We start from the raw sequence: 12,632 nt of genomic DNA, 5'->3' as shown, positions 1-12,632 counted from the left end.
TGCGGAAATGACGAGCCAGACTGCCCACCTGGGGAACACCCCGAGCTCGGACCAGATCCGCCGGGCGCCCAAGGTTCTGCTGCACGACCACCTCGACGGCGGGCTCCGCCCCGGCACCGTCGTCGACCTCGCCCGCGCGTCGGGCTACTCCCAACTCCCCGAGACCGACCCGGACAAGCTCGGCCTGTGGTTCCGTGAGGCGGCCGACTCCGGTTCCCTGGAACGGTACTTGGAGACCTTCTCGCACACCGTCGGCGTGATGCAGACCCGGGAGGCCCTCGTGCGGGTCGCCCGCGAGTGCGCCGAGGACCTCGCCGAGGACGGCGTCGTCTACGCCGAGGTGCGCTACGCGCCCGAACAGCACCTCGAGGGCGGACTGAGCCTGGAGGAGGTCGTCGAGGCCGTCAACGAGGGCTTCCGGGAAGGGGAACGGCTGGCCCGGGAGAACGGCCGGCGCATCCGCGTCGGCGCGCTGCTCACCGCGATGCGGCACGCGGCCCGCGCCCTGGAGATCGCCGAACTCGCCAACCGCTACCGCGACCTGGGAGTCGTCGGCTTCGACATCGCCGGGGCCGAGGCCGGCCACCCGCCCACCCGGCACCTCGACGCCTTCGAGTACCTGAAGCGGGAGAACAACCACTTCACCATCCACGCCGGTGAGGCCTTCGGGCTGCCGTCCATCTGGCAGGCGCTGCAGTGGTGCGGCGCCGACCGGCTCGGCCACGGGGTGCGCATCATCGACGACATCGAGGTCCGCGAGGACGGCTCGGTCGAGCTCGGACGGCTGGCCTCGTACGTCCGCGACAAGCGCGTCCCGCTGGAGCTGTGCCCGAGCTCCAACCTCCAGACCGGCGCCGCCTCCTCCTACGCCGAGCACCCGATCGGGCTGCTGCGGCGCCTGCACTTCCGGGCCACGGTCAACACGGACAACCGGCTGATGTCCCACACCAGCATGAGCCGGGAATTCGAGCACCTTGTCGAGGCATTCGGTTACACGCTCGACGACATCCAGTGGTTCTCTGTCAATGCGATGAAATCAGCGTTCATTCCTTTCGATGAACGACTCGCGGTGATCAATGACGTGATCAAGCCTGGATATGCCGAGCTGAAATCCGAATGGCTGTTTCAGCGGGCCCCTTCCACCAGCGGTTCTGTGGCCTCGGAGGGCTGATCGGGGCATTATCGGTGCGGGCGGGCTTCACAACCCGTCCGCATTTCGATGTTTGCGGCGGACGGGTCGCCATGTTTACGGTCGAGAACCGCTCAGTTCCCCGTCATCCATTCAAGGACGCGTTTTTATGAAGCAGTCTGCCGTCAAGACCCTCGGTGTCGCCGCCCTCGGTGCCGCCTTCGCCGCCGCCGGCGCGGGCGCCGCGAACGCCGCCCCGGCCGTGCCGGACGCCGGCCAGGCACTGGGCACCGTCAGCAAGGCGCTGCCGACGGACAACGTCGCCAGGACCCTGCCGGCCGGCCAGGCGCTGAACCAGGCCAAGCCCGCGATGCAGACGGGGCTCGCCGCCGCGCAGCCGGTCGCCCAGAGCACGCTGGAGCACGGCCCGACCAAGCCGGTCGCCGGCCTGCTCGGCGGACTGCCCCTCCAGGGCCTGCCCACCCACGGCCTGCCGGTGAACGGTCTCCCGCTGGGCTGAGCCGCACCGCCGCCGAACGCGCCGTCGGGGCGCACCCGTTGCTTCCGGGTGCGCCCCGACGGCGTTCACGCGCGGGCGCTCACCAGGCCGTGGGCGCCTTGTCCTCGGAGGGGAGCAGGATCCACAGCGCGATGTAGAGCACGAACTGCGGCCCCGGCAGCAGGCAGGAGAGCAGGAAGATCACCCGCATCGTCGTGGCGGAGGTGCCGAAGCGCCGCGCCAGCGCTGCGCACACTCCGCCGATCATGCGGCCTTGGGTGGGGCGGGCGAGGGCGGTCATGTGCGGCTCCTTCGTCTGGGAGGGCTTCTGTGCCTTCCACACTACGGAGACGAAGGGGGCAAAGCATCGCTCCAGGGGGCGATCCCGACCCTGGGAATCGTTGGGGTACGACCCTGAGCCGGCTCCTCCGGGCGGACGGCCGTACGCTCCCGGCGCTCGGCCCCGCGACGGAGCCGCGCGCGGCCCGCGGGCACCACCGCGAGATGCGCGAGGGCCACTCCCGCCGTGTTCAGCAGCAGCGTGTCGACGTCCACGACCCGGCCGGGCACTCCCGTCTGCAGCAGGGCGATGCCCACGGAGATCAGGGCGCCCGCGGCGACGGTGCGGACCAGCGAGGCCACTGAGGAGGCGCAGAGCCTGCCGTGCACCAAAGGCAGCAGCACCCCCAGCGGCGCGAGCAGCGCGAGCCCCTCGCCGATGTGCCGGGCCGCCTCCGGCCAGCCCAGCGCCAGATCGGCGCGGACGGTCGCGAGCGGACGGAAGTTGGCCGGCATCATCCAGGGGACGTCCAGCGGACGCAGCGTGAGCCAGGCGACGAGCGCGAGGTGTGCCACAAGGAGGACACTCCCTGTCACACGGACGTGGTTCGCGGCGCTGCCGCAGACGGAGCCTTGACGCTGCACGCCCCCCAAGACGCGGCCACCGGCGGGATCGGTTCCGAGACCGTGTCCCCGGATCCGGATGAGGCCTGTGCCACAGCGGAGGCGCCGGCGGCCGCCGGGGACCGGATCAGCCCGCCGTGGCCTCGCTCGACGGCGGCTCGGCGGTCCCCGGCCGGGACCGGACCGCATCGGTGCACTCGTAGCGCAGCGGCGCCCTGCTGCCCGGGCCGCCCAGGATCACCGACCCGTCGCCCTCGGCGGCCGCCGAGTCGGAGAAGGTGCAGACGATCTGGGCGAGCGCGTACGACGTCAGCTCGCTCGGCGCGGTGCTCAGGCGCAGCGCGTCCTCCGGGTCCCGGGGACCCGGACCGCTCACCGACATCCCGCCGCGCACGTCCGTCGAGTAGCCCGCGCCCTTCTCACTGGCCGACGGCGTCATGGCGAGCTGGTCGAGCAGCCCCTGGGCCACCCGCACCCGCCGCTTGGCGTCCGCCGTGCCGTCCGGCACCCGCACCGTCCGGTCGACGGTCACCAGCGACGAACCGCACAGCAGGAAGACCTGGACCGGGACCCCGCGCGAGGACTGCGTGGAGATGTCCGGCTCGCTCAGCGAGCAGGGCACGCGGGAGGGTGCGGCGCCGAAGTCGGTCGGCACCTCCGTGGCCCGGATCCCGCAGCCCGTGAGCACCGCGGCCAGCACCACCAGCGCCGGCAGGCGGCGTACGGCCGTGCCCCGTCCGCGCGTCGTACGCGCCCTCATCGGACGCCCCCCTTCGATCCGGCGCCGTCCCCGTCACCCCTGCCCCTGCCCTTGCCGCCGCCCTGCCCCTGCCGGCCGGCCTCCTCGGCGAGCTCCGAGGCGTCCCGCGGCAGCCGCAGCGTGAACACGGCGCCGCCCTCGGGCGAGTTGGCGGCGGTGATGTCGCCGCCGTGGATATGGGCGTTGGCCATGGCGATGGACAGGCCCAGTCCGCTGCCCTCGGAACGCGGCCGGGAGGCGCTCGCCTTGTAGAACCGGTCGAAGACGTGCGGCAGGACGTCCTCGGGAATGCCGGGCCCGTGGTCCCGGACCGCGATGACGATCTCGTGGTCCGCCTCCCGGACCGACACCCGCACCGGGGAGCCGCCGTGCTTGAGCGCGTTGCCGATGAGGTTGGCGAGGATGACGTCCAGGCGGCGCGGGTCGAGCCGGGCGTGCAGGCCGCGCTCCGCGTCCAGCTCCACCGCGTCCAGCCAGGCACGGGCGTCGATGCACGCGGTGATCTGGTCGGCGAGGTCCACGTCGTCCAGGACCAGCCGGGCGGTGCCCGCGTCGAAGCGGGTCACCTCCATCAGGTTCTCGACCAGGTCGTTCAGCCGCCGGGTCTCGCTGACCACCAGCCGCACCGCCGGCTCGATCATCGGGTCGATGCTGCCGCTCCCGGACTCCAGCTCCTCCTCCAGCACCTCCGTCACGGCGGTGATGGCGGTCAGCGGAGTGCGCAGCTCATGGGACATGTCCGCCACGAAACGCCGGGAGGCATCGTCCCGCCCGGCCATGTCGGCGACCCGCTTCTCCAGCGCCTCGGCCGCGTTGTTGAACGTCCGTGACAGATCGGCGAGTTCGTCGGTCCCGGACACCCTCAGCCGGGTGTCCAGCTTGCCCTCGCCGAGCCGCCGGGCGGCCACGCCCAGCCGGTGCACCGGCTTCAGGACGGTCGTGGCGGCGGCCTGCGCCAGCAGCGCGGAGCCGATGAGCGCCAGCGCGGTGGCGATGCCGAGCGACCACGCGAGCGAGTTGAGGTCCTTGGCCTCCGGCTCCAGCGACTTCAGCATGTAGCCGGTCGGGCCGCCCCCGATCACCCGGGTGCCGGCCACGAGATACGGGGTGCCGTGCTCGACGACCCGCTGCCAGTACAGGTGGTACGGCGACCGGCCCGCCGAGGAACCCGACTGCCGCTTGTTCACCGCGGCGCGCAGCGGCCTCGGCACGTCCTCCAGGGAGAAGCCGCTCAGGCCGTCCGAACTGCCGTACACGGTCTTGCCGCCCGGGTCCTGTGCGACCAGCAGCACGCCGAAGCGCTGGCTGCTGCTCGCCATCTGCCCAGCGGTGTGCTGGAGTTCGTCCTGGGTGGGGTGCACCGGCAGCGCCCCCGCCCGGTTCTGCATCTCCTGCTGGAAGTCGCGCAGCACCGCGTCCTGGGCACGGGTCAGCACGGCCTCGCGGTTGAGCCAGTACGCGATCCCGGAGGCGGACACGGCGGCGGTCAGCGCCACCAGCCCGAAGACGACGACCACCCGCAGCCGCAGGCTGGTGAACCGCAGCCGCGACAGAACTCCTCTGCGACCCGCGGCCCAGCCGCGGACCCCCCCTTGCCGTTCGGTCACTGAGGCGCGTCCAGGCGGTAACCGACCCCGCGCACCGTGCGGATCAGCGTCGGGGACGAGGGCACGTCCTCGACCTTGGCGCGCAGCCGCTGGACACAGGCGTCCACCAGCCGCGAGTCACCCAGGTAGTCGTGCTCCCACACCAGCCGCAGCAACTGCTGCCGGGACAGCGCCTGCCCCGGCCGCCGGCTCAGCTCCAGCAGCAGCCGGAGCTCGGTGGGGGTGAGCTGGAGGTCCTCGCCGTTCTTCGTCACCGTCATCGCGGCCCGGTCGATGACGAGGCTGCCGAAGGCCGCCGAGTCGTTCGCCTCCCGCTCGCCGCGGCGCAGCACGGCACGGATCCGGGCGTCGAGCACCCGTCCCTGCACGGGCTTGACGACATAGTCGTCGGCGCCGGACTCCAGGCCCACCACCACGTCGATGTCGTCGTTGCGCGCGGTCAGCAGGATGATCGGCAACTGGTCCGTGCGCCGGATGCGACGGCACACCTCGAACCCGTCGATGCCGGGCAGCATCACGTCCAGCACGATGAGGTCCGGCCGCTGCTCGCGCAGCAGCTTCAGACCGTCCTCGCCACTGGCAGCGGTGGCCACGCGGTGCCCCTGGCGCGTCAGTGAGAGCTCCAGGGCCGTCCGGATGGCGTCGTCGTCCTCGATCAGCAACAGGGAAGGCACGGGGCTCATTCTGGCCCATGCCGGGGCGGGGTAGCGACACTTGGAGCGCTCCCACCCGTCTCCCGCGCACGATCGCCGGCGCGCGCACGTCTGCGTAGCCGTGCCGCTCTCCTCCGTCACCGTGCGGGGCGCGGCACGCAGGGGCCCTGTGACACGTCTGTGACAGTCGGCGGACACGGCCATGAAGTGGCGGCGGCAAGCTTCTCGGCACAGGCAAGGAAGCACGGAAGACCGGTAAGTCCACGACGGGGGGCGCGAGATGAGCACGCTGCACAGCACCAGCGACAGCGCAGTGGTCACGCGCCTGCACGACGTGGCGCGAGGTTCCGAGAAGTCCGGTGCTGTGAGCCTGCGGGGGTGCGCTCGCAGCACCGGGCGTCAGCACACCGGGTTCATGACGGTGGTTGACGCTCGCACGGGGGAGGCTCACGGGGGAGCCGCGTACGGGGAGGGCTCGGGGGAGCGCCGGTCCCTGCCGGGGACGGGGGACGCCGAAGCGGCGTTCACCGCCTACGTGCAGGAGCGCCGCGCCTCCCTGTACGCAACCGCCTACCACCTCACCGGTGACCGCTTCGAGGCCGAGGACCTGCTGCAGAGCGCGCTGTTCTCGACGTACAAGGCATGGGACCGGATCAGCGACAAGGCGGCGGTCGGCGGATACCTCCGCCGGACGATGACGAACCTGCACATCAGCGCCTGGCGGCGCCGCAAGCTCAACGAGTACCCGACCGAGGAACTGCCGGAGACGGCCGGCGACACGGACGCGATGCGCGGCACCGAGCTGCGCGCGGTCCTGTGGCAGGCGCTGGCCCGGCTGCCCGAACTCCAGCGCACCATGCTGGTCCTGCGCTACTACGAGGGCCGCACGGACCCGGAGATCGCGGAGATCCTCGACATCAGTGTCGGCACGGTCAAGTCCAGCATCTGGCGGTCCCTGCGCCGGCTGCGCGAGGACGAGGTCCTCAGCTTCGGCCGTGACGAGGAGGAGTCCTTCGGCGAGCTCGTCGCCTGAGCCGTACGAAGGTCTGGGGGGAACGGGGAACACGGGGGAGCACCACCACGGGGGAATGTGGGGGAGCACCAAGGAGCGGGACTGGAGGGCCGGGGGGTCCGTCCAGTCCCGCTTCGGCGTTTACGGGCCGTGCGCGCGAGTGTGACACGTACGGGCGTGACGCGTGCCGCCGTTGCCGAGGGCGTACGGCCGTCACGCCGCCGTGCGTGCCTGCGGCTGCCGCCCCACCGCCGCGGCCGCGAGCCGGCCGAGTGCCTCGTCGCGGTCGCACGGGTGGGCGCCCAGCGCGACCTGGCGGGCGACGATCGACCGCTCGGCGCGCATCAGACGCCAGCCGCGGCGCAGCAGGAACGGCACCGACTTGCGGCCCTCCCGCAGGTCCCGCAGGAAGCGGCGGCGGAAGGTGGTGACCGGCCCGCGCGACAGGCACAGCGCGTCGGCCAGGACGCCCAGTTCGCGGCAGCGCCCGACGATGTCGGCGGCGAAGATGCCCTCCGCGATGAACAGAGGGGTGCGGCCGATGTGCAGGGTCTCCTCGCCGGTACGGGCACTCAGCCCGATGTCGTACACCGGTATCGTCGTGCTGCCCGTGGCGCACAGCCGGGTGATCGCCTCGACCGCGACGTCCGCGTCCCACGACCCGGGGTGGTCCCAGTCGATGTCCGAACTCCCCGCCACCAGCGGCAGGGTCGGGTCGTCACCTTCCTTGTAGAAGTCGTCGAGGCGCAGCACGGGCAGCCCGGAACGGGCGGCGACCAGGGACTTGCCCGAACCCGAGGGGCCGCAGAGCAGCACGACACGGGCAGGCGACGGGAGATGAGGGCTCACGGAACACCAGTTTGACGCATGGTGAACCGTCTGCCGCCTCCGCGGGTCGGCTTTGGAGCGTGGCTTACGTCTCAACTACCCTGGGTGCCGTTCTCGTTACCTTGCGCAGCAGAAGGCGGCCTCAGAGATGGCTCGACACGCGTCCCCTTCCCGTCCCACCGCCCGGCGCGCCCTGTTCGCCCTGGCGACCGCCGGTGTCGCCGTGGGCGCGGGTGCCACGACAGCCGCGGCGGACACCCTGCCCGTGGTGGGCGCCGAGCACCGGCCCACCTCCCTCGGCCGCGTCGACCCGCAGGCCGGAATGGCGGCGACGACCGGCACCGTCGGGTACGTCACCGGGCCGGTCGCCGGCCTCAAGCCCAACCCCCTCGCGGGCACCGGCGTCGACCCGCTGGACAACGGCGTCGGCACCCAGCTCGCCGACTTCCGGCCGCTGACCTCCAGGGCGCTGACCGGTCCGGTGGCGCAGGCGCCGTCCGTCGGCAGCATCCCGGTGCTGGGGCAGGTGACCGGACTGCTGGGCGGCGGCGCGGGCGGCCCGCTGGGCTGACGCCCGCGCGGAACGCGGAGAGCCGCGCCTCCCCCGGACGGAGGGGAGGCGCGGCTCTCGGTCTGTGCGAGGTGAAGCGGTCGGTGCGCTCCGTGCCCTTCGGCGCTCCGTGCGTGCGGCGGCTCAGTACGAGGAGCCGGACGCGCCCAGCGAACCCGTCGGGTGCCAGACCGTCTTCGTCTCCAGGAAGGCGGTCATGCGGTCGGTGCCGGGCGCCGCCGACCAGTCGTCCACAGGCTGTGGACGCAGGACGCGCTTGAGGTTGTCCGCCGCCGCGATCTCCAGCTCCTTCGCCAGCGACTCGTCGGCGCCCGCGAGGTCGACCGCGTTGACGTCCTGGTGCGCGGCGAGCGGCGCCGCGATCTCCGCCGTACGGCCGGAGAGCACATTGACCACTCCGCCGGGCAGGTCGGAGGTGGCGAGCACCTCGCCCAGGGACAGCGCCGGGAGCGGGGACTTCTCGCTCGCGACCACGACCGCGGTGTTGCCGGTGGCGATCACCGGGGCGACCACCGAGACCAGGCCGAGGAAGGACGAGTCCTGCGGAGCGAGGACCGCCACCACGCCGGTCGGTTCGGGGGTGGAGAGGTTGAAGAACGGGCCCGCCACCGGGTTTCCGCCGCCCACCACCTGGGCGATCTTGTCGGTCCAGCCCGCGTACCAGACCCAGCGGTCGATCGCCGCGTCGACCTGGGCGGCCGCCCTCGACTTGGACAGGCCCTCGGCCTCGGCCACCTCGCGCACGAACTGGTCACGGCGGCCCTCCAGCATCTCGGCGATGCGGTAGAGGATCTGACCGCGGTTGTACGCGGTCGCGCCGGACCAGCCGCCGAACGCCTTGCGCGCGGCGACCACCGCGTCACGGGCGTCCTTGCGGGAGGACTGGGGAGCATTGGCCAGCCAGTTGCCCTTTGCGTCGGTCACCTCGTACACCCGGCCGCTCTCGGAACGCGGGAACTTCCCGCCGACGTACAGCTTGTAGGTCTTGAAGACCGACAGCCGCTCGATCTTCTCGGACTTCTCAGACATCGAGGTACGCCTCCAGGCCGTGGCGGCCGCCCTCGCGGCCGAAGCCCGACTCCTTGTAGCCGCCGAACGGCGAGGTTGGGTCGAACTTGTTGAACGTGTTGGACCAGACGACGCCGGCGCGCAGCTTGTTCGCGACGGCCAGGATCCGGGAGCCCTTCTCCGTCCAGATGCCGGCGGACAGGCCGTACGGGGTGTTGTTGGCCTTGGCGACGGCCTCGTCGGGCGTGCGGAAGGTGAGGACCGACAGCACCGGGCCGAAGATCTCGTCGCGGGCGACGGTGTGCGCCTGGGTGACGTTGGTGAAGAGCGTCGGCGCGAACCAGTAGCCGGAGGACGGCAGTTCGCAGGCGGGCGACCAGCGCTCGGCGCCCTCGGCCTCGCCCCGCTCGACCAGCGAGGTGATGCGCGAGAGCTGCTCGGCGGAGTTGATCGCGCCGATGTCCGTGTTCTTGTCGAGGGGGTCGCCCAGACGGAGCGTGCCGAGCCTGCGCTTCAGGGAGTCCAGCAGCTCGTCGTGGATCGACTCCTGGACCAGCAGGCGCGAGCCCGCGCAGCAGACCTGGCCCTGGTTGAAGAAGATGCCGTTCACGATGCCCTCGACGGCCTGGTCGATGGGGGCGTCGTCGAAGACGATGTTGGCGCCCTTGCCGCCCAGTTCGAGGGTGAGCTTCTTGCGGGTGCCCGCGACCGTGCGGGCGATCTCCTTGCCGACGGCCGTGGAGCCGGTGAAGGCGACCTTGTTCACGTCCGGGTGCCCGACGAGCGCGGCGCCCGCGTCGCCGTAGCCGGGGAGGATGTTGACGACACCCCTGGGCAGGCCCGCCTGGCGGCAGATGTCCGCGAAGAACAGGGCCGAGAGGGGGGTGGTCTCCGCGGGCTTGAGCACGACCGTGTTGCCGGTCGCCAGCGCCGGGGCGATCTTCCACGCCAGCATCAGCAGGGGGAAGTTCCACGGGATGACCTGGCCGGCCACGCCCAGCGGCCGGGGGTTCGCCCCGAACCCGGCGTGGTCGAGCTTGTCGGCCCAGCCCGCGTAGTAGAAGAAGTGCGCGGCGACCAGGGGGAGGTCGGCGTCGCGGGTCTCCTTGATCGGCTTGCCGTTGTCCAGCGTCTCCAGGACGGCCAGCTCGCGGCTGCGCTCCTGGATGATGCGGGCGATGCGGAACAGGTACTTGGCGCGCTCGGCGCCGGGCAGCGCGGACCACTTCTCGAAGGCCTTGCGGGCGGCCTTCACCGCGCGGTCCACGTCCGCCTCGCCGGCCTGCGCGACCTCGGAGAGCACCTCCTCGGTGGACGGGCTGACCGTCTTGAAGACCTTGCCGTCGGCCGCCTCGGTGAACTCGCCGTCGACGAACAGGCCGTACGAGGGCGCGATGTCGACGACCGCGCGGGACTCGGGGGCCGGAGCGTACTCGAATGCGGATGCCATGGTGATCAGTCCACCGTCACGTAGTCGGGGCCGGAGTAGCGGCCGGTGGCCAGCTTCTGACGCTGCATCAGCAGATCGTTCAGCAGCGAGGAGGCGCCGAAGCGGAACCAGTGGTTGTTCAGCCAGTCCTCGCCGACGGTCTCGTTGACCAGGATGAGGAACTTGATGGCGTCCTTGGAGGTGCGGATGCCGCCGGCGGGCTTGACGCCCACCTGGACCCCGGTCTGGGCGCGGAAGTCGCGGACGGCCTCCAGCATGAGGAGGGTGTTGGCGGGGGTCGCGTTGACGGCGACCTTGCCGGTCGAGGTCTTGATGAAGTCGGCCCCGGCCAGCATGCCGAGCCAGCTCGCGCGCCGGATGTTGTCGTACGTCGAGAGCTCGCCGGTCTCGAAGATGACCTTCAGGCGGGCGGACGTCCCGCAGGCCTCCTTCACGGCGACGATCTCGTCGTACACCTTCAGGTAGTGGCCCGCGAGGAACGCCCCGCGGTCGATGACCATGTCGATCTCGTCGGCACCCGCGGCCACGGCGTCGCGCACGTCGGCCAGCTTCACGTCGAGCGCGGCGCGGCCCGCCGGGAAGGCGGTGGCGACCGAGGCCACCTTGACGCCGGAGCCGGCGACGGCCTCCTTGGCGGTCGCCACCATGTCGGGATAGACGCAGACGGCGGCGGTCGCCGGGGTCGTCCGGTCGGTGGGGTCGGGGTGGACCGCCTTGGCGCCGAGCGCCCGGACCTTGCCCGGGGTGTCCGCGCCTTCCAGCGTCGTCAGGTCGACCATCGAGATGGCGAGGTCGATGGCGTACGCCTTCGCGGTCGTCTTGATGGAGCGGGTGCCGAGGGAGGCGGCGCGCGCCTCCAGGCCGACCGTGTCGACGCCGGGCAGCCCGTGGAGGAAGCGGCGCAGCGTGCTGTCGGACGCGGCGACGTCCGAGAGAGCGTGTGCTGTGGGTGCAGTGGTGGGCATGGTCACCAGCCCAGCATATCTACGCGCGTAGCGGGCTGTACACCCCCCGGGGCCTCTCCTCTTGGCGCGGAGAGGGGAGCGGGGCGGGGGAAGCGGGAGGGAAGGGAGGGGTGGGAGCGAGGAGAGGGGCACCGCGAGTGAGCCGGGGCGGGGGCGTCGGGCAGAATCGGGGGCATGACGACGCCCGAGCACGAGCCCTCCGCGCCGCAGCCTCCCGCGCCCCGCTCCACGGACCGGGTCCACCGGTCGCCCGCAGGCATCCTCACCGGGGTCCTGCTGCTCGCGCTCGTCGCGTGGCTCGGCTTCGACGCGCTGTTCACCGGCCACGGGCGCACCCCCTGGCTGGCCCTCGCCGGGATGATCCTCGTCGTGCCGCTCGTGATCGCCTTCACCGTGCGGCCGGCCGTGTACGCCAACGACGAGCGGCTGCGCATCCGCAATCCCTTCCGTGTGATCGTGCTGCCCTGGGGCCAGGTCGCCACCCTGCGGTCCGGCTACTCCAACGAGGTCGTCACCGGTTCCGGGGCCAAGTACCAGCTCTGGGCGCTGCCCGTGTCGCTGCGCGCCCGAAAGAGGGCGGCGCGGCAGGCGGCGCGGACCGTCGCCTCCGGGGAGCCCCGGGGCGGAGGGGGGCGCGGGCGCGCCTTCGGGTTCGGCGGCGGTGCGCCGGCCGCGGGCGGGCAGTCCGGGCCCACGCGCGCCACGACCGACCAGGTCATGGACGACCTGCGCGAGATGCAGGAGGCCCGGGAGAACACCGAGACGGCGCAGGGCGAGGTCGCGGTCCGCTGGGCGTACGAGATCCTCGGGCCGGCGGCCGCCGGGGCGGTGCTGCTGGTGATTCTGATCGCTTTGGGGTGACGCCGGGGGGCGTTCGGGGGGCTCTGCCGGTCCGGGGAGAGCGGCCCGCCGGCCCTGGTAGCCGACCTGCCGGTCCGGGGTGGCGGCCCTGCCGGTCCGGGGCAGCCGACCTGCCGGTCCGGGGCAGCCAATCCAGCAATCCAGCGGCCCCGGGCAACGGACCGCCCGGCTCTGGGCAACGGACCCGCCGGTCCGGGCAGGCGCCCCGTCGGCCCGAGGCGCCACCTCGTCTGTCCGGTGCGGTCGACCCATCGGTCCGGACAGCCGCCCTGCCCGGTCCTGGGCATCTGCCCCGCCGGTCCGGGCAGGCGCCCCGTCGGCCCGAGGCGCCACCTCGTCTGTCCGGTGCGGTCGACCCATCGGTCCGGACAGCCGCCCTGCCCGGT

The 12,632-nt window shown here is 72.3% G+C and carries 14 protein-coding genes; 5 read left to right on the top strand and 9 right to left on the bottom strand.

The genetic code is table 11. The features are described 5' to 3' along the window. Positions 1 to 7: 7 nt before the first annotated feature. The gene (locus ACIQ9G_RS12565) at positions 8 to 1,171 is read left to right on the top strand and encodes an adenosine deaminase (protein WP_403608454.1); all 1,164 of its coding nucleotides are present in this window, start codon (positions 8 to 10) and stop codon (positions 1,169 to 1,171) included. A 127-nt stretch (positions 1,172 to 1,298) separates the two neighbouring features. Then, a complete protein-coding gene (locus ACIQ9G_RS12560) occupies positions 1,299 to 1,649 on the top strand; it encodes an ATP-binding protein (RefSeq protein ID WP_403608453.1) in 351 nt (116 codons plus the stop codon). 79 nt (positions 1,650 to 1,728) lie between these two features. On the opposite strand, the gene ACIQ9G_RS12555 is transcribed toward ACIQ9G_RS12560, so the two are convergent. The 5 genes from ACIQ9G_RS12555 to afsQ1 all read right to left on the bottom strand — a co-directional run bounded on the left by ACIQ9G_RS12555 (position 1,729) and on the right by afsQ1 (position 5,572). Continuing rightward, the gene (locus ACIQ9G_RS12555) at positions 1,729 to 1,929 is read right to left on the bottom strand and encodes a PspC domain-containing protein (RefSeq protein ID WP_392190880.1); all 201 of its coding nucleotides are present in this window, start codon (positions 1,927 to 1,929) and stop codon (positions 1,729 to 1,731) included. Positions 1,930 to 1,970: 41 nt separating this feature from the next. Continuing rightward, on the bottom strand, positions 1,971 to 2,552 hold the full coding sequence (locus tag ACIQ9G_RS12550; protein ID WP_403608452.1) for a VanZ family protein: 582 nt from the start codon (positions 2,550 to 2,552) through the stop codon (positions 1,971 to 1,973). 106 nt (positions 2,553 to 2,658) lie between these two features. Next, positions 2,659 to 3,291, bottom strand: coding sequence for a hypothetical protein (locus ACIQ9G_RS12545; RefSeq protein WP_403608451.1), 633 nt, complete (start codon positions 3,289 to 3,291; stop codon positions 2,659 to 2,661). Next, a complete protein-coding gene (locus tag ACIQ9G_RS12540) occupies positions 3,288 to 4,898 on the bottom strand; it encodes an ATP-binding protein (protein ID WP_403608450.1) in 1,611 nt (536 codons plus the stop codon). The genes ACIQ9G_RS12545 and ACIQ9G_RS12540 overlap by 4 nt, the downstream gene beginning before the upstream one ends. Continuing rightward, complete coding sequence (gene afsQ1 / locus ACIQ9G_RS12535) at positions 4,895 to 5,572, bottom strand: two-component system response regulator AfsQ1 (protein ID WP_356182571.1); 678 nt, start codon at positions 5,570 to 5,572, stop codon at positions 4,895 to 4,897. Before afsQ1 ends, ACIQ9G_RS12540 begins: the two co-directional genes overlap by 4 nt. A gap of 259 nt (positions 5,573 to 5,831) precedes the next feature. Here afsQ1 and ACIQ9G_RS12530 point away from each other — a divergent pair, with 259 nt between their 5' ends. Continuing rightward, complete coding sequence (locus ACIQ9G_RS12530) at positions 5,832 to 6,584, top strand: SigE family RNA polymerase sigma factor (protein ID WP_403608449.1); 753 nt, start codon at positions 5,832 to 5,834, stop codon at positions 6,582 to 6,584. A gap of 192 nt (positions 6,585 to 6,776) precedes the next feature. Here ACIQ9G_RS12530 and ACIQ9G_RS12525 read toward each other — a convergent pair whose 3' ends face one another. Beyond that, the gene (locus ACIQ9G_RS12525; RefSeq protein WP_403608448.1) at positions 6,777 to 7,412 is read right to left on the bottom strand and encodes a uridine kinase; all 636 of its coding nucleotides are present in this window, start codon (positions 7,410 to 7,412) and stop codon (positions 6,777 to 6,779) included. 127 nt (positions 7,413 to 7,539) lie between these two features. Between ACIQ9G_RS12525 and ACIQ9G_RS12520 the strand changes: the two genes are divergently transcribed. After that, positions 7,540 to 7,962 (top strand): hypothetical protein, encoded by a 423-nt coding sequence (locus tag ACIQ9G_RS12520; protein ID WP_403608447.1) that lies wholly within the window; start codon positions 7,540 to 7,542, stop codon positions 7,960 to 7,962. 123 nt (positions 7,963 to 8,085) lie between these two features. Here the strand turns inward: ACIQ9G_RS12520 and ACIQ9G_RS12515 are convergent, their stop codons facing one another. From ACIQ9G_RS12515 to deoC, 3 genes are read right to left on the bottom strand one after another with little or no spacing between them, the layout of a single operon-like run. Then, positions 8,086 to 8,991 carry an aldehyde dehydrogenase family protein gene (locus tag ACIQ9G_RS12515; protein WP_403608446.1) on the bottom strand — a complete coding sequence of 302 codons (906 nt, stop codon included), beginning with the start codon at positions 8,989 to 8,991 and terminating at the stop codon, positions 8,086 to 8,088. Then, entirely contained in the window at positions 8,984 to 10,420 is a 1,437-nt protein-coding gene (locus tag ACIQ9G_RS12510) for an aldehyde dehydrogenase family protein (RefSeq protein WP_403608445.1), read from the bottom strand. The genes ACIQ9G_RS12515 and ACIQ9G_RS12510 overlap by 8 nt, the downstream gene beginning before the upstream one ends. 5 nt (positions 10,421 to 10,425) lie before the next feature. Then, positions 10,426 to 11,385: a deoxyribose-phosphate aldolase gene (deoC, locus tag ACIQ9G_RS12505; protein WP_403608813.1), complete on the bottom strand. Its 960-nt coding sequence runs from the start codon at positions 11,383 to 11,385 to the stop codon at positions 10,426 to 10,428. A gap of 174 nt (positions 11,386 to 11,559) precedes the next feature. Between deoC and ACIQ9G_RS12500 the strand changes: the two genes are divergently transcribed. Continuing rightward, positions 11,560 to 12,246, top strand: coding sequence for a PH domain-containing protein (locus ACIQ9G_RS12500; protein WP_403608444.1), 687 nt, complete (start codon positions 11,560 to 11,562; stop codon positions 12,244 to 12,246). Positions 12,247 to 12,632: the final 386 nt, after the last annotated feature.

This window comes from Streptomyces sp. NPDC096152, assembly GCF_044763235.1.
Classification (GTDB): Bacteria; Actinomycetota; Actinomycetes; order Streptomycetales; family Streptomycetaceae; genus Streptomyces.
The sequence above is the reverse complement of the archived record's forward strand: the minus strand, read 5'-3'. Positions and strand labels throughout refer to the sequence as shown.

Coding starts and splice junctions, on each gene's coding strand:
- ACIQ9G_RS12530 (WP_403608449.1), top strand. CDS start 5,832: ATGAGCACGCTGCACAGCACCAGCGACAGCGCAGTGGTCACGCGCCTG.
- ACIQ9G_RS12510 (WP_403608445.1), bottom strand. CDS start 10,420: ATGGCATCCGCATTCGAGTACGCTCCGGCCCCCGAGTCCCGCGCGGTC.
- ACIQ9G_RS12520 (WP_403608447.1), top strand. CDS start 7,540: ATGGCTCGACACGCGTCCCCTTCCCGTCCCACCGCCCGGCGCGCCCTG.
- ACIQ9G_RS12515 (WP_403608446.1), bottom strand. CDS start 8,991: ATGTCTGAGAAGTCCGAGAAGATCGAGCGGCTGTCGGTCTTCAAGACC.
- ACIQ9G_RS12560 (WP_403608453.1), top strand. CDS start 1,299: ATGAAGCAGTCTGCCGTCAAGACCCTCGGTGTCGCCGCCCTCGGTGCC.
- ACIQ9G_RS12565 (WP_403608454.1), top strand. CDS start 8: ATGACGAGCCAGACTGCCCACCTGGGGAACACCCCGAGCTCGGACCAG.
- deoC (WP_403608813.1), bottom strand. CDS start 11,385: ATGCCCACCACTGCACCCACAGCACACGCTCTCTCGGACGTCGCCGCG.
- ACIQ9G_RS12500 (WP_403608444.1), top strand. CDS start 11,560: ATGACGACGCCCGAGCACGAGCCCTCCGCGCCGCAGCCTCCCGCGCCC.
- ACIQ9G_RS12555 (WP_392190880.1), bottom strand. CDS start 1,929: ATGACCGCCCTCGCCCGCCCCACCCAAGGCCGCATGATCGGCGGAGTG.
- ACIQ9G_RS12545 (WP_403608451.1), bottom strand. CDS start 3,291: ATGAGGGCGCGTACGACGCGCGGACGGGGCACGGCCGTACGCCGCCTG.